The following is a 26,379-nucleotide window of genomic DNA, read 5'->3' on the forward strand; positions in this document are numbered from 1 at the left end:
AAACGCAAAATTTATAATTTTGTAAATTTACTTTGTACTTTTATGGTAAAATTATTGTAATAAATTATAAAAAATGGGGGATTTTACAATTGAAGAAAAGAAAGCGTAATACTCAACACTTTACCTTTTTAGCCTGGGCATCCTTTTCAATTTTTACAGCTTTAATGTTTATTGGACTCTATACGTTAGATGAAACATTATCTGTTAAAGGTTATTATGCAATGGGGACTATCGGAATTATTACATCATCCTTTATGGTTGCAAAAGTAACACGTGACAATCAAGAGGATATGGAAGACGAATACTATGAAGACGGAATCAAAGGAAAAAAGGAAAAAATAGAAGGTTAATAATTTACCTTAAAACAACAGGTGGCAGCTTTCTACTTGTTGTTTTTGCTTTTTTAATAGGTTTAACACTGTTAAAATCAATTTTTTAGTATAATAAAGACATACCAATCCTGGGGAGGATGTTTGTATGCATGTTGAAATAGATGCAGAATCAAAGAAATGGATAGAATCTAAAGGTAATCAAATTACTGTAAAAATTCTAGAAACAAAAACTTGTTGTGCTCCCGGTGTTCAGGAAGTAGTGGCAGTTCCAGGAAAGCCCAAAACAACAGATCAGTTTACCGAATTAAATGTTGAAGGTCTTTCAATTTATGTACAAAAAATTTTATGTAATAAAGAAAAACTAACCCTTAAATTATCGGGCATCAGCTTTTTAAAAACCCTAGCAGCTAAGCTTCAATAAATGGAATAACAAAAGAAAAAAATGCTACTTCCTAACACGAAGTAGCATTTTTCTCAAATCAGGTGCCGCAAAACGTTTGATACGGACGACTTGATGGTGCAGGTAGTGTGCAGTATTCTTCCTGTTCAGGTGAGTGAGCATAAGGATTAGATATCACCTGAAGAAGCTTATCCAGTACACTGAAATCTCCCTTTTCCACCGCAGCTTCTAAAGCCTCTTCTACCCGGTGATTTCGGGGAATAACAGATGGATTGCTTTTCCGCATTAACTCATGTGAAGATTCTTTCGATTCCTGTTGTCTTTCTAGTCTCGCCTGCCACTTCTCATACCAATGTTCAAATTTTGGATCTACAAACAGTGCATTATTTTTCTGTTTATCAAAGGTTAAAGCAATGAAGGTATTGGTATAGTCTGCACGATGCTTTTCCATCAACTGAAGTAGTTCTTTCACTAAAGCCTCATCTTGTTCCTCTTCGTGAAAGATTCCCAGCTTTGCCCTCATTCCTGCGAGCCATGCTCCTTCAAATAACGCACCATATCCTGAAAGTGTTTCTTCAGCTAGCTTCACAGCCTCATCTTGTTTTTCGTGCAAAAGCGATAATAGTGACTCAGCAAATCGTGCCAAATTCCACACAGCAATATACGGTTGATTGCCATACGCGTAACGGCCTTCCCTATCAATGGAACTGAATACGGTAGCCGGACTATATTCATCCATAAAAGCGCATGGACCATAGTCAATCGTTTCGCCGCTAATGGCCATGTTATCGGTGTTCATCACTCCATGAATGAAGCCTACCAGCTGCCATTTAGCAATCAGTGCGGCCTGAAGCTTAATTACTTCTTTTAAAAACGAAAGGTATTTATTCTCATCATCTTCAATTTCAGGATAATGACGGTTAATAGTATAATCAGCTAAAGCTTGTAAATCCTCCACTGTACCAAATCTTGCAGCATATTGAAACGTACCGACGCGAATATGACTGGCAGCAACACGGGTTAGAATAGCACCTGGCAGGACTGTTTCTCGGTATACTGGTTCCCCTGTTGTTACAACAGCGAGACTCCGGGTCGTTGGAATACCAAGCGCATGCATGGCTTCGCTAATGATGTATTCTCGCAACATTGGTCCGAGCGCGGCTCGACCATCACCGCCTCGAGAAAATGGCGTTCTTCCAGGCCCCTTGAGCTGAATATCCACCCGTTCATTCTTGGGAGTAATCTGTTCACCAAGAAGTACAGCCCGCCCATCACCTAGCATGGTAAAATGACCAAATTGATGTCCTGCATAGGCTTGAGCCAGAGGGGAAGCACCTTCGGGAATCCTATTGCCTGCAAAAACGGCAATACCCTCCTCTTGTAATGCCTGGACATTCAGCCCTAGAGATTTAGCTAATGTGCCGTTTAGAATGACCAACTGCGGTGAGTTAACGGGTGTTGGATTGGTGCTTTTATAAAATGCTTCCGGCAGTTTAGTATAACTATTGTCGAATTTCCAGCCTGGGTCTTTCATTTCTTTTGTCATTGGGTCTCCTTTACTACTTAAGTCATTCTGTAACAAAAAATTAGTAGGATTTTATTACTTCTGCTAATTATTATACCCATTAGCTGACAATATTGGCTTGAATTGAGTACTTTATAATTCTGTTAAGTCTCTTCACTTTTATACAGTCATTTTCCAATTAGATAAAGCCAACCAGTTTTCTTTTTCCTTATAATCAGGCATAATTTTTCCAACCAGCCTCCAAAAAGAGCGATCATGATTTAAATGCACCATATGACACATTTCGTGAACAACTACATAATCAATCACACTTTGCGGCGCCATCGCCAGTCTCCAATTAAAGGTTAAATGATGCCTTGAATCACAGGTTCCCCATGTAGTTTTGCTATCTGTGATTCGAATAGAACGTGGTTTTGATTTAAAGTAACTTTGATATGTCGAGATGCTCTTTTCAACTATTGTTTTACACTGCTGATAATAAAAACGTTTTAAAGTTTGTTTAATTTTCTCATCCTCGGGGTATTTCACATATATATATAACTTATTTTGCTCAAATTTTACGTAATCCTGGGCAATCGTACTGTCTTGAAAAATTTGTATAGGAAAGGTGTTTCCTAAGTAAAGAAAGTTCTCACCATGATCATATACCTTTTCCTGCGGCCCCTGTAGCCGCTCCTTTATTTCTTTTAATTTTTGCTGAATGGGGTCCCAATTTTTCTCTAATAAATGAACCACCTTTTCATCAGGTGTTCCTTTGGGAGCCTGAACTTCAATACTGCCATAACTATCAATTGTAATAGCTATGGAGGTTCGGTTTTTGTACTTGATATCAAAATGTATGGACTTACCAGAGTATGAATGTATCATTTCTTCACCTTTTTGCATTTCTTAAACAAATAGTGCCTGTCCCTCAGAAGGAACAGACACTATTATTATAAACTATATTAGTTTAAATCTTAATTTTTTCCCATGTATTTAAGGATGTAGTACTCTAGCAGCACTCGTGAATTTTGCTGGGTTATAAGTGGAAATCTTCACCACATCACCTGTTTGCGGTGCATGAATATATTGTCCGCCACCGATATAAATACCAACATGGTAAGCTGGTGAACCTCTAAATACTAAATCTCCTGGCTGTACTTGACTCGGAGAAATTCTCGTTCCGACATTTTGCTGGTCTCTTGACACCCTTGGAAGATTAATACCCACTTGACGGAACACATAACTTGTAAATCCTGAACAATCAAATCCACTTGGCGTTGTTCCTCCCCAAACATAAGGCGTGCCTAGATATTGTTTTGCAATGGCAATTACGTTACTTACCGTTGCAGAAGTAGACTCATTGGATACATTGACCGTTGGTGCAGATGGTGCAGATATTGAAGTGTTGCCTACTACAGATTGCCTTTGAGCTGGTTGAACACGCTGCTGCTGGGCTAATTGAGCTTGGCGACGCGCTTCTTCTTGTGCTTTCTTTAGTGCCTCTTCTTGTGCTTGTTGTTGCGCAAGTTGATCCTGTTGGCCTTGTAATTTGTCTTCAGCTTCTGCTAATTCTATTTCAATTTCTTTTTTATCTTCTTCTATATTTTTTTGTTCAGTAGCTAATTTATCCTGGCTCTTTTTTAATTGGTCATATTCACTGTTTAATTTATCCTCTGCAGCTTTTAATGCTTGTTCTTTTTCATTCAGCCCGTTTAGTAAAGCATTATCACTTTCCATGATGTTTGAAATAGCAGTAAAACGGGTAAAAAACTCAGAAAGGTTACCAGAAGAAAGCAATAGTTCAGCGTATGTAACAATAGACTGTTTTCCTTCTGACTGAATACTTTTTAGTCGTTCAGAGTAGACCTCTTTGTGAGCATCTAAGGATTTTTTGGCTTCTTCAATTTCAGCCTGAGTTTCGACTATTTTCCCTTGTTGTGTTTTTATTTGAACATTTAGTTTTTCACTTGTTTCTATGGAAATACTGATTCGATTATCTAATTGTTGGATCTTTGTTTCAAAATCATCAATCTGATTTTTGGTATCACTGATCTGTTTTTGTGTTGCAGATGTGGCTGGACTTGCAAAAGTAGGTGTTCCTTGAATAGTAGTAGCAAGAATTGCAGCTGTAACTGTATATTTAAATAATTTTTTTATCATTACATTATCTCCTCTTGTAACCTATCATTTATTCCAACTTCCTAATATATTTATAGTTTATACTCCAAATGGACTAATAACAATGGAATTGGCATGAATGTAATATAATTGTAATTTTATGTAGAATAATCTGACAAAAATGTCGACTAATATTCCAACCTTGTAGAAAAATGATAAAGAATGTTTGGAAAATGAGATAAATTTACTATTTTTAGAGAGTCGCTGTTATGCCCCGTTTGCTATGGAATGTTTGCTTTCACTGGTAAAAAGGATACAGATTCTACCATTAATATAACTACAATATATCTGTAATGATGAAAAAACGAAAAAAAAAGAAAGGCAGATTTGCCTTTCTTCACTGTTTATGAAGTTCTTTCCTTTTCTTAATTAAACGCTTCGGTGCTGCACGCAAATAGGCTTCTTGAATGAGATCAGCCAACTCTTCCCAGTCTTGTCCCTCTGGATTTTGAGTAGACACCCAGCCATGTTGTCCTATGTATGGGGTTTTGAAAAAATGTTCTTTCTGCAGCAACAATTCTTGCGTTTCCCTATCTGACTTGAACGACAAACTGAATCCATTCTCACTTTCACCTGATATCACGAAGGATTTCCCATTGATTTTAAAAGTATTGTGACCGAACCCATCGATAATTTCAGTAGCTTCAGGCAGTGCTAGACAAATGTTACGCACATTTTCAAGCATGCCCGTCGTGTCATGTGTTTTCATGTCTCCACCCACCTATCGACCATTCTATTTTGCATTTGCATCGGGTTGATGAATTCCAAAAATATTGCCTTCAGTGTCAATATAGTATCCTTGCCACGCCATTCCAGGGAGGGCATATTTAGGCATGGCGACCTTGCCGCCATTCTCAAGAATTTTCGCTTCCGTTACATCGTAATTTTCCACTCCCATTGTACAAGCATATCCATTTAATGCTTGGTTTGTTTCCGGAGAAGCACTTTGACGTTGCATCAGTGCCCCATTAATTCCAGGTTCCTTTTCATCGCCAGTTACTGCACCAAAGTAAGGCATTCCTGCATATTCACTCCAATCCTGAAATGACCATCCGAATACCTCTCCATAAAACTTTTTTGCCCTTTCCATTTCACTCACATGAATTTCAAAATGAACTAATCTTCCCATAATGGCCTCCTATTTTTACAAGAATGAATTATTTCTAGGTTGCTTTTCAACTTAGTAGATTCTCTCAGACTTCTCTATTATAGGATATTTTATAGAATTTAATTCCGTCAATATCAAAAAAAGGCAGTTTCCCCCTTTGAAAGGGGATTGCCTTTTGCGTTTTACACTATTTTTTCCTCAAGACTTACATTCTCTGCTCTTTTTCTAGAAAATACATTTGCTAGCACTTCTGGAAGAGCCATCAAGGCTGGCACAAAAATTGGAAGCAGTATAAAGCAAAGGATGACCAGACCGGCAATAACAGCTATGGCCAGTTCTGATAAAAGGATGATACCTGAAGGCATCAGTGTGGCAAAGGTGCCGCCAAGGATGATCACCGCTGCTATAATCACACCGCCTATTTGCTTTGAAGCCAACACGATTGCCTCTTTAGCCGGCATATGAGGATATTCCTTAAAGCGCATCATTAAGAATATACTATAGTCTACTCCCAGAGCCACAATGATGATAAAGGAGAAGAAAGGTACGAAGGAAGAAATACCTGCTAACCCCTTCAAATCTATGAAAATATAGTTAATGATGAACATCGCCGTATAGTAAGCCCCAACAAGGGATGCAGTAATGAAAACCGGTGTCCAGAAAGATCGTATAACAAAGAACAGGACAAGCAATACTCCGATAATGACGATTGTCGTAGTTTTATTTAAATCTCTGGTCAAAACCTTATTCATATCGTTTGTTGTCGCACTGGTCCGGATGTTCCACTTTTGGCATCTGATAGAACAGTGCCTTTAAGCCCATCTGAAACAGTTTGATTAATTTTGTCTACTGTTTTTAAAGCACTCTCTGAATATGGATCATCATTCATAACAACCATAAATTTGGTGATTTTTCTATCTTCGGACATGAACGTGTCAAACGATCTTTTAAAATCCTTATTTGTCAACGCTTCCTTTGGCATAAAGAAGGTTTTATTTGTATTTAGCTGTGTTAGGTACCCATTTGTTTGGCCTAGTCCGTCAGAGATTTGCTTTAATCCGTTGTTTACATCTGATAGCTTTTCACCAAACACACTAAATCCATTTAGTCCGTCTGCCAGCTGCTGCTGACCTGATTTCATTTGGTTCAGACCATTCGTGACATTGTTCATATTGGTTACGATGGTGCCGATTCCTTTGGAGGCTTGATCAAGTCCCGATTCGAGCTTTTTCAACCCATTTGCCATTTGCGATAACCCGCTGCTCATGACAGACAGATTATTATTAGCTGTCCCAAAACCAACAGTTACTGCATTATAATTTTCATTTAGTTCTTGGATTCCTTCAGGTGTAATTGGACTTAATGAAGCTGATACCTGATCGATGGTTTGCTTCAAAGCTAAATAATTTTCATCACTTTGAGAATCTTCATAACTGTTTCCTAAAGCCGTTACCATGGATTGCATTTGCAATAAGACACTTTTGACCCCAAGTAGAGCCTGTGCTGCATCTTGATAATGGGCCCCCATCTCTACATATCCATTCTGCATCTTCCCATAATTTTCAGCTAACAAAGCAACACCACTGCTCATTTTGGAGAGATTTGTTTCAATAGCAACTATACCGTTAGAGATCGTTTGTGAATGACTTGACCCATCATCTATACCAGTTTGGATTTGCTTCAATCCATTGGTTAGTGCATTCATTCCATCTTGGAGCTTTGCAGTGCCGTCTACCATTTGACTGACTTTGGAAAAGTCCGCCGAACCGAATCCAGCTTGTGCCTCTTTCAATCCATTATAGATTTGATCGACACCACCTTGAGTTTGGGACAAGCCATCTGTTACCGCCCCCATTTGATTATCGACATAAAAACCGTCAATTGGCTTCCCTTGGGGTTGGGTGATGGAAGAAACCTGCTTCACTCCTTTAATACTCTTCACTCTCTCGGTTATGTTGTCAATGACAGCGAGAGATTCATTATTATCCATTGCTTTGCTAGTTTCGATGACCACAGTCGCAGGCATTGCCTGGCCTTTACCAAAGTGGTCCGCTACTAAATTAATAGCTTTAGATGAAGGGTATTTATCTCCAAGTTCTCCAATGGTATCAAAGTTTAGCTTTTCCTGATGCAAATACATCATCGGTCCAATAATCAAAAGAATGATTACCGTGGATATAATTGGATGCTTAACAGCAAAAGAGGATGTACTTCCCCAAAATTTGTTTTCCTTATGACCGGTTATACTTTTAGAAGGCCAGAAAAGCTTTTGGCCTAACACCTTCATGATAAATGGAGTTAAGGTCACAATTTCAAGCAGTAAAATGGATACCCCAATGACGACCACTACTCCAGATCGATAAATTGGGGATTCGGCAAAAATGAGCGCAAGAAAAGCAATAAATACCGTGAGTATGCTGTATGCAATTGTTTTACCAGCCGTTTTATAGGTGTTTACGATTGATTCATCAATAGAATGTCCATGGGATAATTCTTCCTTAAATCGATTAAACAGAAGTATGTTATAATCCGTACCAATCCCAAAAAGAATAAGCACCAGAAGCATTTGGGTAAGACTCGTTATTGGAAATCCCGCTTTATCAATAAGTTGAGCTGCAATTCCCATGGAAACAAGATAAGAAAAAGCTACAGTCACTAAGGAAATCAAAGGTGTAACGACTGACCTAAAGGCAATAATAAGGACTACTAATATAAAAATAACGGTTAAAGCCGCACTCTTTTCAACACCTGCCTGAGAAGCCTTCAGATAATCATTATTGATAAAGTCTTCCCCACTAAGATAGTATTCAACAGGTACTTGATCCAATTTGCTTTCCATTTGTTTTTGGATATCATCAATTTCTCGCCCTCTTTTATCCAGCTTATAGCTCACCATAAGTGTCGTACCATCTTTAGATACAAGAGAGCTTTTGGCTTCGGGGATACTGAAGGGATCCATGATGTTAGCAACCCCAAGCTCTGAGCCGCTATCGCGAATAGATTCTACCGCACCGCTGATTTTCTCCATTTCATCATCTGATAGTTTATTTTTATCGTAAAAAACGATGAGGTTGTTCGTCCCTTTCGTTGTATCCATCTTTTTTAAGATACGATCTGCCATTACTGAAGGGCTGTCACTACTCGTTCCTTGCTGCCCTTTTTGCCGTAGTATGGCATTAATGTCTGGCTGAATGACTGTAAGTACAATCGTCGCAATTAGCCATATGGAAAAAATGGCCCAGCGGCCTCTAATAATCTTCCTCACCTTGAATCCTCCGTTATTTTAGAAATTTATTTTGTTTTTCTTGAAAGTATAAAACATCAAAGAATTCACGATTATCCATTCCTTCTGCTTCCATTTTTTCCTTAACAGCAGAAACCAGTAACCTCATGCCCTTCTCAACAATCTCTTGTTCCGCTGGATTTAAGAGATTTAATACTTCCAATAATGACTTATTTGCGATTTCCGATATGTCCTCATTTATTCCTTCATTTAATTCGTTGGAGAGTGAAATATACACTGAGCGTTTATCTTTAGGGTTTGGCGTTTTCACAAGAAGCCCTTTTGAAGTAAGTCGTTCAACGATATCTGAAACAGTACTTTGGGTCATTTTAAGGTTTTGAGAAAGATGTTTGATACTGATTTTTTTATGAGCAAATACTTCCCCAATGACTCTTGCTTGCGGAATAGTAACACCATGCTCTTCAGAATGTTTCTGAAGACTTTTCATTATATAACTTTGTAATAGATCAAGAGATTCACGAATAAAAATAGCTTTTTCCTCCATTATTAACCCCTTTCAAAAAAATAGCACACGATACATCCCGCAAGATACATCGTGTGCTATCTATCGTAAAATTTACTAGCCTTATTTTTCAATTAAAAGGTGCCAGGGGGACGGTTCTCTTGGCTTTTTAAGAACGGCCCCCCCTTTCATCGGCACTATGGCTTACCTCAAAATTATTTCTTGTGCTCTTTCCTTCATTTCGTAGAACCGATTATTTAAGAGTTTTAGGATCGTGTCATCGGCGGTAAAGTGCATGACAATGGACTGTATTTCACGTTTGTTGAACTTGCCACGTTCATGAATTTTAAATCCCTTGCCGTTAAGTTTATACCTGACCATAAAACTGTCAGCCTTTCTTCTCTCGGATAAACTTGTAGAAAATGAAGAACCGCCTCTTGGCATGTACAATCAGGATTCATACAATAGGAGTCAGCGATCAAAAATAGCTTTCCCAAATAGTCTAGGGAAAAAAAAAATCACTGTCTTCATTTGGGAATATCTCTGAATAACAAACAGTAACGCCTTGAGCAATTTTTCTCAGAACCGCATTCATACTACCTCTCCTTTTTTATACTTCGAAATAAGGGCAACTTTCCCGTTTATTCTAATTATTAATTTATACTCAATTCATCACTTTAATAGAAAGTTACTATATGAGGGCATGGTCGTGGGATTAAAATGGTGAAAATTAAAGGGGAAGATTGCAGGTTTAATAGAGATAAAAAAAATTCAGAAACAGTTAAATTAACTTAGCCAAAATACACTCTTACACTCTCTTCTTTTTTTGCTGTTTCTAAACAGTTTTGTATAAACTCCAGGATTTGTTTTAAATCCCAATTCTGAGAATCACCATTTTTATATAGTTGCTTGTATTTATTCAAAGCCTTTTCAATTTGTGGAATGGAGTAAGTATTCCAATTTCCTGACCCACTAACTCCTGCATAGTATTTATGCGCTTCAAGCAAGCTGTACAGGATCGTAGCATTATAATTCCCCATGCTAAAACGTGCATAAGCAATTTCTTTTCCTGCTTTATTGACTCCATAAATATCGTGACCCATTATTTCTCCTCCTTAAAAATAAAAAATACCAGAAAGTGTAGTGACAATGGAATCTTTTATTAATTATAAGTAGTTACTTTGTTTATCACTCCTTTCAGGCTTGTTTTTTATTGTTTAAACAGTATGGAAGAAAAAAGGTTGTATAGGTAGGAAAGTGAATGTTCAACTAAGAGGTTGGAATAATTCTCTAGTTGTTATCATTTTATAAAGGTTTCAAGTGTACTGGATGTATAAAAAATGCGAGTATGAGCTTGAGGCAAAGTGGGGCTTTCAATATAATAATTTCATCATTTGTTAAGCTTGTCAACATCCAATAATTCGACAAAATCTGAACGTTTTACCTATTGTTTGGTGTGATCGTATCCATCTGAAATAACAGATGAAGGCAACTCCCAAAAATGGGTAGTTGCCTTCTTCTAAAATGAATTGTGAAACATTCTTTTACATGCCAATGTTTGTGAAACACACAGGTTACTAGTACTAAAATAACGGCTTAAATTATCCTTTTACTTCTGCCTTTTTTTTATTGGCTCTACCCTGAATAACTGTGGATAACTTTTAGCAGTTATTTCATTCATTGATGTGCAAATACTTTTGCATGGATGTCTGTTATCATTCATTGTTGATTTTCGTGTAGGTATGAGAATCATAAGAGGAGAAATTCCCCCTATTGTATAAAAAGTAAGTTTAATAAGCAGAAATAAGCGGAAAAATTCCCCTTACCTGCTCTAAAATAAGTCAAAATCCAACGATTTGGATCAAATAAACGGAAAAAATACCCTTATTTTGAAGGAAATAAGGGTATTTCCCAATTTAAGGGGAATTTTTCCCTTTATTTTTCAAACACTGTGAAATCAACATTCAGTTATAACAAAGCCTTTTTATTAAGCAACTACTTCACGTTCATTCTTAAATTTCTCGTATTGTTTTTCCACCATAATCTTTTTCAGAATTTGAACCACTTCCCAGACTTCCTCGTAGGACGTATATAAGGCAACAGGGGCAAGTCGAATAATATTTGGTGCTCGAAAATCTGGAATGATCCCATTTTCCTTCAAAGACTTACAGATTCGTGCTGCTTCCTCATGCTCAAGACTCACATGCCCACCACGTCGGACATCCTCTCTTGGAGTTCCGATGAAAAATCCTAAATCTATTAATTCATTGTCAATTAAATTCATTAAATATTGATTGATTTTAAGAGATTTTTGGCGAATATTTTCAATACCTGCCTCTGTAAAAATTTCTAATGACCCAATTAAAGGTGCAGTACTTAGTACATGAGGAGTTCCTATCTGGAAAGCACCTGCTGAATTAGCGGGAGTTAATGTATGCTCCATATCAAATTGATTCTCTTTGTTAGAGCTAAACCATCCAGCGAGTCCAGGCATCTTTCCAAAATGCTTACGATTTACAAATAAGCCTCCTACTCCACCAGGTCCGCCATTTAAATGTTTATAATTGCACCAAAACGCAAAATCAACATCCCATTCACTGAATGAATGTGGCATCGAACCTACTGAATGGCAGGCATCAAATCCAATTAAAATACCTCTTTTATGTGCTTCATCGGTTAATCGTTTTATATCTAATATTTGACCACTACGATAAAGTACAGTGGGCAAAACGATTAAATTGACCGTTTCATCCATCGCGTCGATAATATCGTCCTCATCTAAAAAGCGGCTATCTCGGCTTTTTACGCGAATGAGATGTGTATCTGAGTCATATCCACGGGTCCTTAATTGGCTTTGAAGAGCATAAATATCTGATGGAAATGTTAGTTCATCTGCTAAAATTTTTGTGCGTTTGCCTTCCGGCTTATAAAATGTTGAAACAAGTTGATGCAGATTAACAGTTGTAGAACCAGTTACAATCACTTCTTCTGGCGAGCCACCTACTAACGGAGCCAGACTTTTACTAAGTTCCTCTGCCATATAGAACCATGGATAGGTCCCTTGGGTCCAGCCATCAATCCCAAATTCTTTCCAATCTTCTAAGGATTGTAAAAGAGTCTTTTCCGCCCTTTTCGAAAGAAGTCCTAACGAGTTCCCATCCATATAAATAGTCCCAGGTTTTAAATAAAACTCTTCGCGAAAGCCTTTAAGAGAATCTTTCTTATCCAATTCTTTCGCGTAATCTAAATCTGCTTGAAAGTTATTTAAAAGCATCATGATTCTCCCCTTCTCAACGAATAAAATAGTTTTAAAATCGCTTTCATAAATTAATATGATATCATGTCAATATCATTATCTTTTGAATATGACATGGTGTCAATATTATATTTTTCAGATAATTATTACTATATGTTTCTTCTTACTTCCCTTTCCTTTTTTTGAAAATCCATATATTCTAAAGATAATGAGTAGTGGAGGAGTAAAAATGAATCAAAGTAATATTGAGGATAAACGACATTTACGATCGATGATGACTAGGCAAAAGTTATTGGAGGCTGCTAGGGAAGTTTTTCTCGAAGAAGGCTTCCAAAAAGCCACAATCTCACAAATGATCAAAAAAGCGAACATTGGATACGGAACTGCCTATGTTCATTTTGAAGGAAAAGAAGACCTTTTAATTGTATTGATGGAAGATGTTATGGAACGATTTTATGAGATTGCCGAGATCTCCTTCCTTCCAAAATCAAAACAAGAAGCTAAAGATATCATTTACAAACAAGCCAAATCTTTTTTATTAATGGCAGAAGCTGAACGGGATATGATGCAAGTCTTCGAACAGGCTATTGGGGTTTCTTCTCTCATTTCCGATAAATGGAAAGCGATTCGTGAAAAATTTATTCAGCGAATTTCAAAGGACGTTTTCTATGCTCAACAAAACGGATTAGCTAGAGCAGAATTAAAACATGAAATCGTCGCACGAGGCTGGTTTTTTACGAATGAAATGTACTTATGGGAAATTGTTCGCAACGAACATCATCGTTCTGTTGAAGAGGTAGCAAATACGATAACATCTATTTATACCAGAGGTCTTTATATTTAAGGTCCTATGTGGGACGGTTCTCTTGGCTTTTCAAGAACTGTCCCTTTTCTACATAAATGAGTTGCACCACGCATTCCACGTGTCCGGAGTCTAGGTTATTCCATCGAAATCTTCACAATATCATCCAAATATTTCGTTATATTATATCCATAAATCTCTAGCCTTTTGGGAATCATTTTTTCCCCAGTGTTAGTCTCTACCTTTATGTTTTGAACTGAAACGAAATAACGGGGCTGCTCGATGTCTTCATACGGGACAGCCATATCTTCATTGTATTCTACTCCGTTTTTGTCAACGAGCACTCCTTCAGAATTCATCTCCATTGAACTCGGTTCATTTTCATCCCCACCCATAACATTAAATTGAAGCGACTCAAATGCTCGATTCTCTATTTCATGATTGCTTATGACAACTTTGGTTGGCTCTCACTTCCACCATGTCGATGGAAATTGTACTGCATGCATATTCAAAAGTTTGAGGATATTCCTTAGTGGCATCCTTTCCAAAAATCCTTTCATTGCATTACTTTAGGATAAAGCATATGATACTGTTATCTTCGTGAAAGTCCCAATCCACAAATATATCTCCAACAGGATTGCTAAAGATTTCTTCAAAGCGACCATCACGATGAAGATATGACTTTTCGAGTTCATCCTTTGTAACCGACAGAGTCTGTTCAAATCCCTTAGCAATCAAAGCCTTTTCAATTCGCACTAAAATCCCATCTCGTTTCACCAAAAATATCTTCGGCGAAATAAAATAGGCTTCTGTTTTCTCAGGTTTTTTTTCAACCAATACACTAATTCTATCAACTTCATCGATTAAAGGGTTCAGGTCAACATGGACACCTTGATTCCGATCAACAAACTGAGTGACAGCATTTTCAAATTGAACAGTTATCATACCTGTATTTTGCGGATAGTTCCAATCATGGTAAAAGGATTCAATGTCCTGTTCAAATTCCAGCTCAAGAATTCCTTTTAATTGGTTAAGAACTGTTTTCATGACTATATGTCGCGAAATATCAACATTATCTGAATTTCCGTGTTCCAACAATGTAGATTCTAATGGAGACATGAATCCCCGTATGTAAAAAACCAGAAACCTCTCATTTGCAAAAGCAAAACAAGATTCCGGCCCACGCCCGAAATTTTTCCTTAACAATTTACTAGTTAAGCTGCTAATATCCATTAGCTTTTGTTGCAGTGACAAAGACATCAGTGCTACTACCTCACTTTCCTCAAAGCAAAAAAAATACTGCCTGACATTATCATGCCCAGGCAGTAAATTCTTTATTTCTTTAATGAGTATAGCCTTTGTTAAAAATGAAGATTAAATAACTTCTATTCTTTTTAGGATCCCACATCATAAATAAATCTTCAATCGACCGATTAAACATTTCTTCGAATAATTCTCGATGCTGATAATACCCCTTTTTAATTTCCCTAGCATTAGTAAATAATAAGTCGGTATTCCCCTGTTCAACGAGCAAATAATCTAGTGGGAGAATGACCCCTTTAGATTCAATCGCACAAATATTATGAGTATACTTAACAACCTTGAGCTCACTGGGGATTTTATGAAGCTTGGAGCCTACTAGTCGAACTAATTGAAATAACTTCCTCTCAAAGCTTTTATCTATCTTAACATCAGGATTAAAACTATTATTCACTAATAGTAAAATACCCGAATTAGAATGATAGTTCCAATCTTGATAGAGTGATTCAAAGGGACTACCTAATAGTTGTGATGCCTCTCTTAATAATTCTTTTGACAATGCTGTTATGACGGTGGAGCTGTATTTCATCACCAAATTATATTCTTGCTTGTCCGTCAATATTTCCTCAGCAGGTGTCATAAAATTACCGATATACACATATAATCTGTTTGCCCTTAAAACCGCATAACAAGTTTCAGGACCTTTTCCAAACCCCCGCTTTATGACTTTACTAAATGAACTGCTAAGAGACACCAAATCTTCTTGAGTTGCAACCATTCAAATCCCCCTTACAAAAAATAAAAAGGCCTAACTCCACAAAAAGGAAGTTAGGCCACAGTTAGGACGACTATTAAGATAGTTTCCACTATTTACCATTACAGTAAGTTATTAATTAAGTTAAAATTACTCATTTTTAACAGAATGATATAACTAATGACTGCAAGACATTAGACAAAGACAATTATAACAATATGATGTAAGGATAACAATATCTTTAGATAAAAAATAATAAAATAACATCACTTTTGTGAAGGGACAGGTAATTTCACATGAATGGAGGCTCCATTTGAATCACTCTCTATGTATATATCTCCTTTATGTTCCTTAATAATTTGCCTGCTGACTAACATGCCTAGTCCTGTTCCATTTTCTTTTGTTGAAAAAAAAGGCTGGCCAATTTGGTTAAGTATCTCCAGCGGAATACCGGAACCCTGATCGCTGATGCTGATTTTGACGAGTCCTCCAACAATGTGGTTCCCATGTATTCTCAGAATTCCCCCATCAGGCATAGCTTCGATTGCATTTTTTATATAATTAATAAAAACTTGTTTTAATTGGTTATTATCACCAATGATACATGTATTAGTAAAATTGAATTGTTTTTCTATTTGAATATTATTTAAGTGGGCTTGAGGTAGCATTAAGGTTACAACCTGCTCTAATAGAACTTGGATTTTTACTCTTTCATATTTTTGTTTGGATGGTTTTGCGAGCACCATTAATTCCTTTAATATAATCTCAATCCGATCAATTTCCGAATTAATGATTTCAAAATAGATTTTATTACCTTTGCTTTCTCCCATTATTAATTGTAAAAAGCCTTTGATCGCTGTAATTGGATTGCGAATCTCATGGGCGATCCCAGCTGCCAACTGTCCGGCAGTAGCTTGTTTTTCTGATATTCGGGATAGACTATTAATTAATGTTCGAGACTCTTGTTTTTCACGTTCCGTTGTAAGCCTATTTTGTTTTATGGCCGTAATATCCTTTAAGACGAGATACGAACCAAGAAAGTCCCTTTCAAAAAAAATGGGCATTGAGGTAATGTTAACATCTAAGGTGCTCCCTTCAATCACTTGTACCTGGGCATCGAAATTATCGAGTTTCCCCTGTTCTCTTCCTTTAAAAAAGGTATGCGCTGGCTCTAAAAATTCTGAGATAAACAGCTTATTTAATGGTAATTGTTGTAAGGTATCTCTTGAATAGCCCAATAGCGGTTCACAAGCATGGCTGGCATATACAATGTTCCCTTGCAAATCAATTAATATAAACGCATCGCGATTTTTAGATAGGATTGAGAATTCCTTATCCATATTGGTATCTCTATAAACTTTTAAAAGAACACTTTTTCGGTCGGTTCCATGTATAACGATAAGGATGATCCCCCTTTTTATGAAATTAAAAAGCCACAATAAGTGCAGGGGATTCCCTTTTACTTACTGTGGCTTTAAAATCTAGCGTACTATTCTAGAATTCGTTACCGAATAGATTTCATTATTTACTTCATTTTCAAATAGAACAGAGCATTAACCCCATATCCATACTAAATATATTATATTTTTAGAATTTTAGCAATAGTATATGGGTATTTTCTTCCAATGACAAATTTTTACTACCGTGAGTTTATTTTTCCCCAGGGAGTTCAACTGTAAATGGTTTTAATTCCTTAGATGGGACAAAACTGGAAAAATCAAATAGCAACATTGTATTTTCTAGCTTAAAATTTTCAATCCTTTCTTCTCCGTTTAAGTCAAAAGTAGATTGGAAGTGCGCTGTTGCCTTATCAATCATTTTTACTTTATTAAGTGGAATACCGTGATTTTTAGGAGGCCATGGATTCTCCGGGTCAATCTTTGTTAAATATTCCTTATCAACCAACCAGAAAAGGTATTTCAAATTATGGTTAATCGTTTCAAGTTTACCTTTACTCAAATTCTTCGGAAGTCCTGTAAGTTGATAATCTATTACCAATTCCTCACCTTTTTGAGTAACATCATTTACCTGTAGGCCTAAATTGAACCGTGTGCTTTTTACGGTGAAAGAATTACTATTCAAAAGCTGTTGTACTTTCGGATCTGCTTCAGATAAATGAGGATAAAATGTAAGAGAAGTAATATCTGAATCGAGCTTAGTCATTTCTCTTCTCATGGTACTATGATATCCATCTTCTTGTTTCGATTCCTCGAGATAGGTTGGGTTTTCAAACCTATACACTTTTCCTTTATTATCAACAGCTTTTTGTATAAAAATATCATCACCCTTATATTTCTCCACGGTCTCATAAATAAGCGAAGATGATGCTTTTGCAGTGAGTATCTCTTTAATACTGATTTTCACCTCGTCTTCCGGGTATCTTCGCTCCTGATTAATAACAAGTGTGCGATTTTTTTCTTGTTTAATTGGAATATCAAAATTCCATTCGCCTTTGATACCGTTTATATTATGAATCGTTATAGGAAGAGTAGAGTTCTCCTTAAATGATTTATACGGGTATTGCATTTTCCATTGAAAATTATATCCATTTTGTACTTTTTTAATGTCATTTGACTTTCCATTTAGCCAAGGGTCATGATCCCCTTTATTGTGTTCAAAGTTTACATCAAAGCTTACTTCCCCTTTTTCGTTATGCCCCTTTTCAACATCTTCATCTACAAATCCTGTAATGGATACCACACTACCATCAAAGTAAGCACTGGTCAGTTTTACAGTTAACCCATTTTTTGTAATGGTTTGGTTTAATTCTGTAACCGCATCCTGGTTAGCTAATTCCACTCCTGTTGAATCATTAAATCCTTGAAAAATCCCGCCAATTAAAGGAGTTTTAGCTAATACTCTATTCATTGTAGGATTAACAAATCCTGAGGCAACGGTGATTCCAAGAAGAGCAGCAGTAGTCGCCACACCTACAAGAACCTTCTTATTCTTTGCTTTTCCCCTGTTGCCTTCCTTGTTGATCCCTTTGGAAATTGCGCTAAATACTTTTTCTTTGGGCACAGGTATTTGCTCTATTGCTGTTTTGAAGTCCTTGTTATCCATGGCATTTGTCCTCCTCATTTTTATAGGACTTTTTTAACTCTGCTTTGCCTCGACTTAAATAAGTTTTTACGGTGCTCTCAGGAATTTCCATGATACCGCTAATTGTTTTGATCGAGTAATCGTAATAGTAGAATAAAATTATGGCAGTACGGTAATTCTCTTTCAGCTGCTGAATAGTACTTATGAGCTGTAAAGATTCTTCAATATTTGAATTTGCCAGACCCGGCAGGTTTGACAATATTTCATCACTCAAGGGAACAACATTGCTTTTTCTCTTTACCACTTGTCCCGAACAACGAATGACAATCTTAATCAGCCAGGTCGTAAAATACTCCGGATGTTTCAACGAATGGATAGATGCAAAGGCCTGATAGGCTGCCTCCTGGACAACATCCAACGCATCTTGTTCGTTATGTACATAAAGATAGGCAGTCCGGTAGATTCTTTCATAGTGCTGTTGAACTAACTTTTCAAAGGCGCTTTTATTACCTTTGATTGCTTTTTTAACTAGCCGGTGGCTTTCATTTTCCATCTTTTTTAACCCCCTTTACTAATTAGTGGAACTTATAATCAAGAAAAGTTTCAAAAAGTTAGAGTTTTTATTTTTCTAAGGAAAAGCATAACATGGGGGTAATATCCTAAGTTCAAAAAAATAAACAGAACCATTTTGGTAAAGGGTTCCGTTTTGATGTACTTTTCTTAAAATACGTGCCAAAATGATAATCGTATTGGCATCGTTATCGGTATGTAAAAAAGTAAAACTCGCCATTGGCGAGTTTCTTTATTAGGAATATATAACCTCACTTACTTGTGACACGGTTCACCGTAATGCATCAATCTGAGGTTCTCTTGGATTATTGAGATAAAACTCACCCTTTTAAATAAGATGTCTTATTCTTGTAACCAGCAAAGGTAAAATAAGCGGAGTTTTTCCGCTTAAATTTAAAAATGGAGCTCGTTTCGGGGTAAATAAGCGGAGTTTTTCCTCTTATGCAAAGAAAAACCACCCCTTTTTCACATTTTTCGAGTCAATAGGCGGAATTTCTCCGCTTATTTAAGCAATTTTTAATAATAATTTCTAAATAAGCGGAATTTTTCCGTCTATTTATTTGATCGGGTTATTACCCGACCCCCTAACCGATAAGTTTTCCGAATTTATACAAAGGGCACAACATTTTACTGTGCCCCGATTCCCTCAAGATTCTTTGACGCAAAGGTATTAAGCAATGCACGCACTTCATCTGTTGATTTCGTGTTCATCAATTGATTTCTTAATTCACCAGCCCCAGGGAATCCTTTGACATAGATCTTAAAAAAGCGATGAAGAGCAGTGAACCGTCGTAGCTCTAAATGCGAATATTTATCATGAAGATCCATATGCAGTCTTAAGAGATCAAGCAATTCCTGGCTGCTATGAGCTTTCGGCTCCTTTTCAAAGGCAAATGGATTATGGAAAATACCACGGCCAATCATAACCCCATCGACACCATATTGATGGGCGAGCTTCAGGCCAGTTTGACGGTCAGGAATATCCCCATTGATCGTCAAAAGGGTATCTGGTGCAACCTCGTCACGAAGTTTCTTAATCTCCGGGATCAGCTCCCAATGAGCATCTACTTTGCTCATTTCATCCCGTGTACGCAGATGAATGGAAAGATTGGCAATGTCTTGTTCCAGTATGTGTTTTAGCCAGACCTTCCATTCGTCTACATCCGAGTAACCAAGCCTTGTCTTGACACTTACGGGCAATCCTCCAGCTTTTGCTGCTTGTATTAATTCTGCTGCAACTTCCGGACGGCGGATGAGGCCACTACCCTTCCCGTTCTGTACCACATTGGGTACGGGACAACCCATATTGATATCCAAACCCTTAAAGCCCAGTTCCGCCATTCCAATACTCATTTGACGGAAGTTTTCAGGCTTGTCCCCCCATATATGAGCAACAATTGGCTGTTCATCCTCTGTAAAAGTCAAACGCCCGCGCACACTTTTGATCCCATCAGGGTGACAATAACTCTCACTGTTTGTAAACTCTGTAAAAAACACATCAGGTCTGGCTGCCTCACTCACTACATGACGAAAAACAACATCCGTCACTTCTTCCATGGGTGCCAGTATAAAAAAAGGTCGTGGTAAATCACGCCAAAAATTTTCTTTCATATTGAAATTCAAATCCTCTCATTATGGGATACCAGGCCAAGCTCTTGTCCCAAAATTAAAGAGCAGAATGTCCCTGCTTCTTTTACACTTATACCATGTTTAAGTACTTTTTATCAAACGGATTGGAACTGTTTATTTTCACCAAATCGGGGATTGTATCTGAAATTTTCATTTTAATCACAATCTATGTACAATTTTTTGCAGAATATATATACGCCTATCTAGATTCACATACAAAATAGCCCAGTTTTTGGACTGGGCCATTTCGGTATTTCAAATTACTTTAACATGGTTGCTTGAAGGAATTCTCTTGTACGTTGCTCCTTTGGATGATCAAAGAATTCATTTGGCCGATTTCTTTCGATAATTCTACCATCGTCCATGAGGACAATCCAATCAGCAACCTCACGAGCGAAGCCCATTTCATGGGTAACCACTACCATGGTCATTCCCTCATCGGCTAACTCCTTCATGGTTGCCAATACCTCACCAACTAGCTGCGGATCAAGGGCAGATGTCGGTTCATCAAAAAGCATAATATTCGGCTTCATGGCCAGCGACCTGGCAATTGCCACACGCTGCTTTTGACCGCCGGACAATTTGCTAGGATACACATTGGCCTTATCCTCTAGACCCACCTTTTGTAGCAACTCGTTTGCTTCAGCAATTGCTTGGTTTTTTGGGACTTTCTTTACCATGATGGGTGCTTCAATGACATTTTCAAGAACGGTTTTATGCGGGAATAGATTAAAGTGCTGAAAAACCATCCCCACCGTTTGGCGGACCTTGTTAATATTGTGTGTTTCCGGGCTAATCTTTTCCCCGCGAATTGAAATTTTCCCACCATCCCTTTTTTCTAAAAAGTTTAGGCATCGCAGCAAAGTACTTTTACCAGAGCCAGATGATCCGACCAAGCAGACAACTTCACTATCATACACGGACATGTTTATATCTTTTAATACATGTAAACTGCCATAAGATTTATGTAAGTTTTCTATTTTTATCATTTCTCGTTCATTCACTTTATTGTCCTCCTATCGATCACTAACTGCTAATCTCTTCTCGAACAGGCTCACCAGCATTGTTAATACTGCAACAAGTACTAGATAATAAACGGCTACTATTAACAAGTAGGTCATTTCATCGAAATTATTGGAACCCAGTGTCGTCGAAACATTGAACAGTTCATTCATGGAAATAAAGGCTGCCAGAGATGAATCCTTAAGTCCAATAATAAATTGGTTTCCAAGGGGAGGCAGTGCCCTCTTGAAAGCCTGTGGAAGAATGATACGGCGCATGGCTAGTATTCTAGTCATGCCGAGAGAGCGTGCCGCTTCCATTTGCCCTTTATCAATGGACTGAATCGTCCCCCGAAAAATTTCTGCAATATAGGCACCGTTATGGAAGGCGAGTGCAAGAGCCGCTGCCCAAAAGTCAGGAATGAGAAAAATTCCGCTGAAGCCAAAATACAGAATGAAAATCTGGACAATGAGCGGCGTTCCCCTTACAAGGAATACATACGCATTTGAAATATAGCCCAATACTTTAATCCTTGAAATTTTTAAAAGAGCAAAAAATAATCCGAATAAAATCCCAATTAAAATGGAGACAACCGTAAGCTTTAACGTCAACAGTGCCGCATCTATGAAAAGGTTTTCACTGCTTATAAATGTATGTAAAAAGTGAGAAAAACTAGGCAAAATAACAACATCCTTTCTTTCTAATAAACAATCTATTATTCTGGTTTTTTCGTAATATCCTCACCAAAATACTTTTGACTGATTCGGGATAGTGTTCCATCGTTACGAAGTCTTTGAAGTGCTTCATTAATCCTCTTGAGCAGGATTGGATTATCTTTCGGAACAACAATAGCCTGCTCGCTTCGCTCAATTAACTGCTGCCCCTGAATTTTGAATCCTTCCTTTTTTGCACTTTTACCAGTGACAAAATCGGTAATAACGGCGTCATGCCGGCCAATACTTAGCGCTTTTAATGCCGTAATATCACTGTCATACATTTTAATATTGCTGGTATACTTTTTGGCTGTATCCGCATAGGTGGATCCCTTTGCCACGGCCACTTCTTTTCCTTTTAAGTCATCTACTGTTTTAATCTTGCTGTCAGGTCTTGTGAAGATCTGTGGACCTGAGTAATAGTAGGGTGTGGAAAAATCAACTTGTTTGGCACGTTGGGGATTAATGGTGTGGCTGGCAACGGCTGCATCAGCCCGTCCCGTTTTAATGCCCTCAATGAGTCCTTTAAATTTCATCCTCTTCTGGACTGGTTTAAGGCCAAGTTCTTTTCCGACTGCGTTTCCTACCTCAATATCGAAACCAGTCATCGATAAATCATCATTTCTAACATAGCTAAAGGGCTTAAATTCTCCGGAAGCTGCAAAAATAAATTTCTGCTTATCTATCAGCTTGGTTCCATCTGTCAGCTGGTCCTTTTGGATACAGCCAGTCAGCATCCCCATCAGAAACAAGCACGATAGAATAATTATGTATCGTTTTTCCATGCTTGATTTTCTCCTCTCTCGTTCAAGCTATACCGTTACTTTCCCAGCATTGATGAAAAGGACTGCTCTTCTGCTTCTGAAGCAGAAGAGCAGTCCCCTGTTTTCAATCACGAAGCTCGAACGTTTTGCAAGCTGTTTCTTCCACAGTATCAGCCTTTCTGCTGCCGTGTGGACCTATAACATAAATGGAGTCAGCCACACATTGGTCGCCATCAGCCCAATACTTGCAGTTTTTAACATTACATTTCACATCCAATTTCATATTGTGCCACCCCCTCTATAAGGTTTTCTTTTTTAATACCCCCTTCAAAATTGGTTGAAACAAGATATTTTTACCAATGCTTTGCCACTGCCAAAGTAATTCGCCGTTAAAGTGGTTCAATTCGCTGATAAACTTGTGAATTCGCTGATAAACTTGAAATAATCGCTGATAAAACAAATTCACAAACTAATATGGTATCGTTTTGCACCTTATTAGTTTGTGAATCTGAGTTCAAACGTGTTTAATAACAACATTCTTTACGAAAACAGCCAAAAAAAAAGACTATTTCTTTTTGAAATAGACTCTTTGAATTATTTAAATACAAATTGTACGGTGTGCAACTATATTTTACAAAATCAAAGTTGGAATTTGTTATTAGCCTTTTTCCTATTCCCATTTAAACACATAACTGGCTAACACAAACCCAACTAATAACCAACAGCCCAATACAAGAGTGTCCGTTCCCAATTGAAGAAAAGGGGTTCCAAGATTCATCGTCTCCCTCAAGGCAGAACTTAAATGAGCAATAGGCAGTACCTTAACAATGGGTTGAATAATATCTGGCATATTACTAATCGGAAAGAACACACCTCCAAGAAACAGCATGGGAAACGTAACAAATCCTGCGATTGGCCCAGCACTTTCAGGATTTTTGGCAATCCCTGCAATTATAAAACCAAGTGACATAAATGCAAGGGTGCCAAGGACAATGAAGAAGATCAAAGCAAGCCAAGAGCCTACGACGCTAATACCGAAGACTAAATTAGCAATTAGGACGACCAATAGAGCTTGAGTTCCATTAAGTAATAACCGAGCTGTGATTTGAGCAGCGATGAAGGTGGAGGCTTTGAGTCTCGTTCCTTGCATTCTCCGCAAGATCCCTCTTTCCCGCCAGGCAGCAATTTGTCCAGCCACACCGTTCATGTTATTGCTCATAATCATCATAGCAACAATTCCTGGGACGAGGAAATCGACATAACGAATATTTCGGGCTTCGATGCCTATTTTTTCAACTGTCACTAATGGTTTGTAGCCAACAAGTGCTTTACTATATTGATCAATGATGCCATTTACAACGGTCAGGCCGAGTTCCGAGGTGGTGAGATTTTTCTCATTATAATAAACTGGAAGGGAAAAGGGGTGTTCCTTGTCCTTCAAGTTTGCTTCATACCCTTTTGGAATTTCAATAAGAAGCTGGATTTCTCCATTTCTCAAGGCTTGTTTTCCATTTTGAACTTTTCCATAACTTATGGTTTTTAGTCCCTCGTACTTGTCAAACAGTTTCTTTAAATCCTCCGAGGAACTTGTTTGTTCCAAGTCGATTACCCCTACGGTTAACGATAGATTATCCTCCTTACCTGCAAAGGAACCAAGAGCTAGCATTAAGATAATCGGAAAGAGTAAGGTAAAGAATAAAACCTGTTTATTGCGAGCAAAGATTCTTAATTGTGCAAGAGTTAACTGCCAGTAAGCTCTCATGACTCTCTGATACTCCTTCCTGTCATATGAATAAATACATCCTCTAATGTTGCAAAACGTGTTTGTAAATCCTCAATTTTAAATAAATGTTCCGTAGAGGCCTGAATTAAGGAGGTTAAAGCTGTTTGTAAATCATCTGTATATAACTGGATAAAGGTATCTTTTATAGACACTTCCTTAACACCATTTAAATTCAAAAGTAACTCTTTTTCAGGCGAATTGCTTAAATGAAACTCTATGGTACTAGTTGATTGAAGTTTCTTCACTAAATTGTCTGGCGTATCAAGAGCAATTAATTCACCTTGATCCATAATCCCGATGCGGTCACAGAGCACATGAGCTTCATCCATATAATGTGTGGAGAGGATAACTGTTTTTCCGCGATCTTTTAAGCGAAGTACAATGTCCCACAAGGTTCTTCTTGCTTGTGGATCGAGTCCAGTCGTTGGTTCATCGAGAAACACAATTTGCGGGTCATGTATAAGAGCTAAGGCAATAGCAAGACGCTGCTTTTGTCCGCCGGAAAGTCCTTTAATACGGGCATTTTTCTTCTCTGTTAAAAGCATTTCATCAATTAATTCATCGATGTTTACGTGGCTCGGATAGAAACTTCCGTACAATTGCAGAATTTCATTTACTTTCAATAATTCAAATAAAGAAGTGGACTGAAGTTGAACTCCGATGACCTCTTTGACTTTGTTCACTTCCTTTTTCACATCAAAGCCTGCGAGGGCAGCGGTTCCTTCATCTGGCTTTCTAAGACCAACTAACATTTCAATCGTGGTTGTTTTTCCAGCACCATTTGGTCCAAGGAGACCAAAAACCTCTCCTTTTTCCACCTGAAAGGATACCCCGTTAACCGCTGTGTGAGAGCCGTATCGTTTTAATAGACTTTTTACGTCTACCATTATGTTTTTAAGCATAGCAAGCCTCCTTATGACATTTATGTAATCCTTATATTGGAATTTAAGAATTCAAAAAAAGAAACAGCCATTTTAAAGCTGTTTCCTTATCAATTATACGCGATGATGGTCTGCACGCCAATTCCGAACAGCCTTTTTAATGTCATCTGGTGAAAGGTTCACTTGGACAGCTCGCTCAACTAAATCTACGAATTCTTCGTCATCCGTAAATCTTAGTGCAATCACTTGCTTCAACGATAGCTTCGAGTCTAATAGCTTCCCAGTTAACCGATAGTAGCGAAAATTTTCCTCCGTACGAATGATTCGATCCTGTAGCTGCAGGGCATATCCTCTTAGTTTAACTGTCACAAAGAAAAACAACAGGGCAAATCCTAATATAATCACACTGAGCAGCCACTGACTTTCTACATGTTGAAAGAAAAACACAATCGATAAAATGAGCATAATAAGTCCAAGCAAAGCTGTCCCAAAATGATAAAGCGGGTCAACTTTTCTGTGATTTTTATAGTTTTGGTTCATTGTGGGGAAAACCTCCTTTTTATTAAGTTTACCATCACTCATTCTATTCCTAAATGATTTTCCTTATGCCTTTAATGATTAATTTAACAATAGCCACTACTTCTAGGAAATC

Annotated in this window: 27 protein-coding genes; 3 read left to right on the top strand and 24 right to left on the bottom strand. The window is 37.6% G+C overall.

Annotated elements, in window-relative coordinates; genetic code table 11:
• The first annotated feature begins 89 nt into the window (after positions 1 to 89).
• Both AA0X95_RS24515 and AA0X95_RS24520 read left to right on the top strand, forming a co-directional pair.
• The gene (locus tag AA0X95_RS24515; RefSeq protein ID WP_413302679.1) at positions 90 to 350 is read left to right on the top strand and encodes a YiaA/YiaB family inner membrane protein; all 261 of its coding nucleotides are present in this window, start codon (positions 90 to 92) and stop codon (positions 348 to 350) included.
• A gap of 127 nt (positions 351 to 477) precedes the next feature.
• Entirely contained in the window at positions 478 to 753 is a 276-nt protein-coding gene (locus AA0X95_RS24520; RefSeq protein WP_413302682.1) for a CC/Se motif family (seleno)protein, read from the top strand.
• A 58-nt stretch (positions 754 to 811) separates the two neighbouring features.
• On the opposite strand, the gene AA0X95_RS24525 is transcribed toward AA0X95_RS24520, so the two are convergent.
• The 10 genes from AA0X95_RS24525 to kynU form a co-directional block, all read right to left on the bottom strand.
• Entirely contained in the window at positions 812 to 2,278 is a 1,467-nt protein-coding gene (locus AA0X95_RS24525) for a protein adenylyltransferase SelO (protein WP_413302684.1), read from the bottom strand.
• Positions 2,279 to 2,416: 138 nt separating this feature from the next.
• The gene (locus AA0X95_RS24530; protein ID WP_413302687.1) at positions 2,417 to 3,124 is read right to left on the bottom strand and encodes a M48 family metallopeptidase; all 708 of its coding nucleotides are present in this window, start codon (positions 3,122 to 3,124) and stop codon (positions 2,417 to 2,419) included.
• Positions 3,125 to 3,232: 108 nt separating this feature from the next.
• Positions 3,233 to 4,399, bottom strand: coding sequence for an NlpC/P60 family protein (locus AA0X95_RS24535; protein WP_413302690.1), 1,167 nt, complete (start codon positions 4,397 to 4,399; stop codon positions 3,233 to 3,235).
• A gap of 355 nt (positions 4,400 to 4,754) precedes the next feature.
• Entirely contained in the window at positions 4,755 to 5,126 is a 372-nt protein-coding gene (locus AA0X95_RS24540) for an MmcQ/YjbR family DNA-binding protein (RefSeq protein WP_413302692.1), read from the bottom strand.
• 24 nt (positions 5,127 to 5,150) lie between these two features.
• A complete protein-coding gene (locus AA0X95_RS24545) occupies positions 5,151 to 5,546 on the bottom strand; it encodes a VOC family protein (protein ID WP_413302695.1) in 396 nt (131 codons plus the stop codon).
• 161 nt (positions 5,547 to 5,707) lie between these two features.
• Complete coding sequence (locus tag AA0X95_RS24550) at positions 5,708 to 6,265, bottom strand: MMPL family transporter (RefSeq protein ID WP_413302698.1); 558 nt, start codon at positions 6,263 to 6,265, stop codon at positions 5,708 to 5,710.
• 8 nt (positions 6,266 to 6,273) lie between these two features.
• Positions 6,274 to 8,790, bottom strand: a complete 2,517-nt coding sequence (locus AA0X95_RS24555) for an MMPL family transporter (protein ID WP_413302700.1) — start codon at positions 8,788 to 8,790, stop codon at positions 6,274 to 6,276.
• Between the two features lie 13 nt (positions 8,791 to 8,803).
• Complete coding sequence (locus AA0X95_RS24560) at positions 8,804 to 9,313, bottom strand: MarR family winged helix-turn-helix transcriptional regulator (RefSeq protein ID WP_413302702.1); 510 nt, start codon at positions 9,311 to 9,313, stop codon at positions 8,804 to 8,806.
• Positions 9,314 to 10,062: 749 nt separating this feature from the next.
• Positions 10,063 to 10,374, bottom strand: coding sequence for a hypothetical protein (locus AA0X95_RS24565; protein ID WP_413302705.1), 312 nt, complete (start codon positions 10,372 to 10,374; stop codon positions 10,063 to 10,065).
• An 884-nt stretch (positions 10,375 to 11,258) separates the two neighbouring features.
• Positions 11,259 to 12,545 (bottom strand): kynureninase, encoded by a 1,287-nt coding sequence (gene kynU, locus AA0X95_RS24570; protein WP_413310220.1) that lies wholly within the window; start codon positions 12,543 to 12,545, stop codon positions 11,259 to 11,261.
• 211 nt (positions 12,546 to 12,756) lie between these two features.
• On the opposite strand from kynU, the gene AA0X95_RS24575 reads away from it, so the two are divergent.
• Positions 12,757 to 13,371: a TetR/AcrR family transcriptional regulator gene (locus AA0X95_RS24575; RefSeq protein WP_413302707.1), complete on the top strand. Its 615-nt coding sequence runs from the start codon at positions 12,757 to 12,759 to the stop codon at positions 13,369 to 13,371.
• Positions 13,372 to 13,466: 95 nt separating this feature from the next.
• Here the strand turns inward: AA0X95_RS24575 and AA0X95_RS24580 are convergent, their stop codons facing one another.
• The 14 genes from AA0X95_RS24580 to AA0X95_RS24645 form a co-directional block, all read right to left on the bottom strand.
• Positions 13,467 to 13,688 carry a hypothetical protein gene (locus tag AA0X95_RS24580; RefSeq protein WP_413302710.1) on the bottom strand — a complete coding sequence of 74 codons (222 nt, stop codon included), beginning with the start codon at positions 13,686 to 13,688 and terminating at the stop codon, positions 13,467 to 13,469.
• A gap of 205 nt (positions 13,689 to 13,893) precedes the next feature.
• Positions 13,894 to 14,589 carry a Na-translocating system protein MpsC family protein gene (locus AA0X95_RS24585; protein WP_413302712.1) on the bottom strand — a complete coding sequence of 232 codons (696 nt, stop codon included), beginning with the start codon at positions 14,587 to 14,589 and terminating at the stop codon, positions 13,894 to 13,896.
• 82 nt (positions 14,590 to 14,671) lie between these two features.
• Positions 14,672 to 15,367, bottom strand: coding sequence for a Na-translocating system protein MpsC family protein (locus tag AA0X95_RS24590; RefSeq protein ID WP_413302714.1), 696 nt, complete (start codon positions 15,365 to 15,367; stop codon positions 14,672 to 14,674).
• 242 nt (positions 15,368 to 15,609) lie between these two features.
• A complete protein-coding gene (locus tag AA0X95_RS24595) occupies positions 15,610 to 16,683 on the bottom strand; it encodes an ATP-binding protein (RefSeq protein WP_413302715.1) in 1,074 nt (357 codons plus the stop codon).
• Between the two features lie 310 nt (positions 16,684 to 16,993).
• Positions 16,994 to 18,406: a DUF4179 domain-containing protein gene (locus tag AA0X95_RS24600; RefSeq protein ID WP_413302717.1), complete on the bottom strand. Its 1,413-nt coding sequence runs from the start codon at positions 18,404 to 18,406 to the stop codon at positions 16,994 to 16,996.
• Entirely contained in the window at positions 18,399 to 18,938 is a 540-nt protein-coding gene (locus tag AA0X95_RS24605) for a sigma-70 family RNA polymerase sigma factor (RefSeq protein WP_413302720.1), read from the bottom strand. Before AA0X95_RS24605 ends, AA0X95_RS24600 begins: the two co-directional genes overlap by 8 nt.
• 644 nt (positions 18,939 to 19,582) lie before the next feature.
• Positions 19,583 to 20,566 carry a tRNA dihydrouridine synthase gene (locus AA0X95_RS24610; protein WP_413302723.1) on the bottom strand — a complete coding sequence of 328 codons (984 nt, stop codon included), beginning with the start codon at positions 20,564 to 20,566 and terminating at the stop codon, positions 19,583 to 19,585.
• A gap of 278 nt (positions 20,567 to 20,844) precedes the next feature.
• Positions 20,845 to 21,573: an amino acid ABC transporter ATP-binding protein gene (locus AA0X95_RS24615; RefSeq protein ID WP_413310224.1), complete on the bottom strand. Its 729-nt coding sequence runs from the start codon at positions 21,571 to 21,573 to the stop codon at positions 20,845 to 20,847.
• A 27-nt stretch (positions 21,574 to 21,600) separates the two neighbouring features.
• Positions 21,601 to 22,266 carry an amino acid ABC transporter permease gene (locus AA0X95_RS24620; RefSeq protein ID WP_413302726.1) on the bottom strand — a complete coding sequence of 222 codons (666 nt, stop codon included), beginning with the start codon at positions 22,264 to 22,266 and terminating at the stop codon, positions 21,601 to 21,603.
• A gap of 35 nt (positions 22,267 to 22,301) precedes the next feature.
• Positions 22,302 to 23,084, bottom strand: a complete 783-nt coding sequence (locus tag AA0X95_RS24625) for a transporter substrate-binding domain-containing protein (protein ID WP_413302729.1) — start codon at positions 23,082 to 23,084, stop codon at positions 22,302 to 22,304.
• A 103-nt stretch (positions 23,085 to 23,187) separates the two neighbouring features.
• A complete protein-coding gene (locus AA0X95_RS24630) occupies positions 23,188 to 23,346 on the bottom strand; it encodes a DUF1540 domain-containing protein (RefSeq protein ID WP_413302732.1) in 159 nt (52 codons plus the stop codon).
• A gap of 387 nt (positions 23,347 to 23,733) precedes the next feature.
• Positions 23,734 to 24,825, bottom strand: a complete 1,092-nt coding sequence (locus tag AA0X95_RS24635; protein WP_413302735.1) for an ABC transporter permease — start codon at positions 24,823 to 24,825, stop codon at positions 23,734 to 23,736.
• Entirely contained in the window at positions 24,822 to 25,748 is a 927-nt protein-coding gene (locus AA0X95_RS24640) for an ABC transporter ATP-binding protein (RefSeq protein WP_413302738.1), read from the bottom strand. The genes AA0X95_RS24635 and AA0X95_RS24640 overlap by 4 nt, the downstream gene beginning before the upstream one ends.
• 93 nt (positions 25,749 to 25,841) lie before the next feature.
• Positions 25,842 to 26,267: a DUF6526 family protein gene (locus AA0X95_RS24645; protein ID WP_413302741.1), complete on the bottom strand. Its 426-nt coding sequence runs from the start codon at positions 26,265 to 26,267 to the stop codon at positions 25,842 to 25,844.
• Between the last annotated feature and the right edge of the window lie 112 nt (positions 26,268 to 26,379).

It is taken from the genome of Neobacillus phoenicis (assembly GCF_047302305.1).
GTDB lineage: Bacteria > Bacillota > Bacilli > Bacillales > Cytobacillaceae > Neobacillus.

What these genes read in the sequence shown, in the direction of transcription:
- AA0X95_RS24520 (WP_413302682.1), top strand. Translation starts at nt 478, where the DNA reads ATGCATGTTGAAATAGATGCAGAATCAAAGAAATGGATAGAATCTAAA.
- AA0X95_RS24525 (WP_413302684.1), bottom strand. Translation starts at nt 2,278, where the DNA reads ATGACAAAAGAAATGAAAGACCCAGGCTGGAAATTCGACAATAGTTAT.
- AA0X95_RS24530 (WP_413302687.1), bottom strand. Translation starts at nt 3,124, where the DNA reads ATGATACATTCATACTCTGGTAAGTCCATACATTTTGATATCAAGTAC.
- AA0X95_RS24535 (WP_413302690.1), bottom strand. Translation starts at nt 4,399, where the DNA reads ATGATAAAAAAATTATTTAAATATACAGTTACAGCTGCAATTCTTGCT.
- AA0X95_RS24540 (WP_413302692.1), bottom strand. Translation starts at nt 5,126, where the DNA reads ATGAAAACACATGACACGACGGGCATGCTTGAAAATGTGCGTAACATT.
- AA0X95_RS24545 (WP_413302695.1), bottom strand. Translation starts at nt 5,546, where the DNA reads ATGGGAAGATTAGTTCATTTTGAAATTCATGTGAGTGAAATGGAAAGG.
- AA0X95_RS24560 (WP_413302702.1), bottom strand. Translation starts at nt 9,313, where the DNA reads ATGGAGGAAAAAGCTATTTTTATTCGTGAATCTCTTGATCTATTACAA.
- AA0X95_RS24565 (WP_413302705.1), bottom strand. Translation starts at nt 10,374, where the DNA reads ATGGGTCACGATATTTATGGAGTCAATAAAGCAGGAAAAGAAATTGCT.
- kynU (WP_413310220.1), bottom strand. Translation starts at nt 12,545, where the DNA reads ATGCTTTTAAATAACTTTCAAGCAGATTTAGATTACGCGAAAGAATTG.
- AA0X95_RS24575 (WP_413302707.1), top strand. Translation starts at nt 12,757, where the DNA reads ATGAATCAAAGTAATATTGAGGATAAACGACATTTACGATCGATGATG.
- AA0X95_RS24580 (WP_413302710.1), bottom strand. Translation starts at nt 13,688, where the DNA reads ATGAATTCTGAAGGAGTGCTCGTTGACAAAAACGGAGTAGAATACAAT.
- AA0X95_RS24585 (WP_413302712.1), bottom strand. Translation starts at nt 14,589, where the DNA reads ATGTCTTTGTCACTGCAACAAAAGCTAATGGATATTAGCAGCTTAACT.
- AA0X95_RS24590 (WP_413302714.1), bottom strand. Translation starts at nt 15,367, where the DNA reads ATGGTTGCAACTCAAGAAGATTTGGTGTCTCTTAGCAGTTCATTTAGT.
- AA0X95_RS24595 (WP_413302715.1), bottom strand. Translation starts at nt 16,683, where the DNA reads ATGGATAAGGAATTCTCAATCCTATCTAAAAATCGCGATGCGTTTATA.
- AA0X95_RS24600 (WP_413302717.1), bottom strand. Translation starts at nt 18,406, where the DNA reads ATGGATAACAAGGACTTCAAAACAGCAATAGAGCAAATACCTGTGCCC.
- AA0X95_RS24605 (WP_413302720.1), bottom strand. Translation starts at nt 18,938, where the DNA reads ATGGAAAATGAAAGCCACCGGCTAGTTAAAAAAGCAATCAAAGGTAAT.
- AA0X95_RS24610 (WP_413302723.1), bottom strand. Translation starts at nt 20,566, where the DNA reads ATGAAAGAAAATTTTTGGCGTGATTTACCACGACCTTTTTTTATACTG.
- AA0X95_RS24615 (WP_413310224.1), bottom strand. Translation starts at nt 21,573, where the DNA reads ATGATAAAAATAGAAAACTTACATAAATCTTATGGCAGTTTACATGTA.
- AA0X95_RS24625 (WP_413302729.1), bottom strand. Translation starts at nt 23,084, where the DNA reads ATGGAAAAACGATACATAATTATTCTATCGTGCTTGTTTCTGATGGGG.
- AA0X95_RS24630 (WP_413302732.1), bottom strand. Translation starts at nt 23,346, where the DNA reads ATGAAATTGGATGTGAAATGTAATGTTAAAAACTGCAAGTATTGGGCT.
- AA0X95_RS24635 (WP_413302735.1), bottom strand. Translation starts at nt 24,825, where the DNA reads ATGAGAGCTTACTGGCAGTTAACTCTTGCACAATTAAGAATCTTTGCT.
- AA0X95_RS24640 (WP_413302738.1), bottom strand. Translation starts at nt 25,748, where the DNA reads ATGCTTAAAAACATAATGGTAGACGTAAAAAGTCTATTAAAACGATAC.
- AA0X95_RS24645 (WP_413302741.1), bottom strand. Translation starts at nt 26,267, where the DNA reads ATGAACCAAAACTATAAAAATCACAGAAAAGTTGACCCGCTTTATCAT.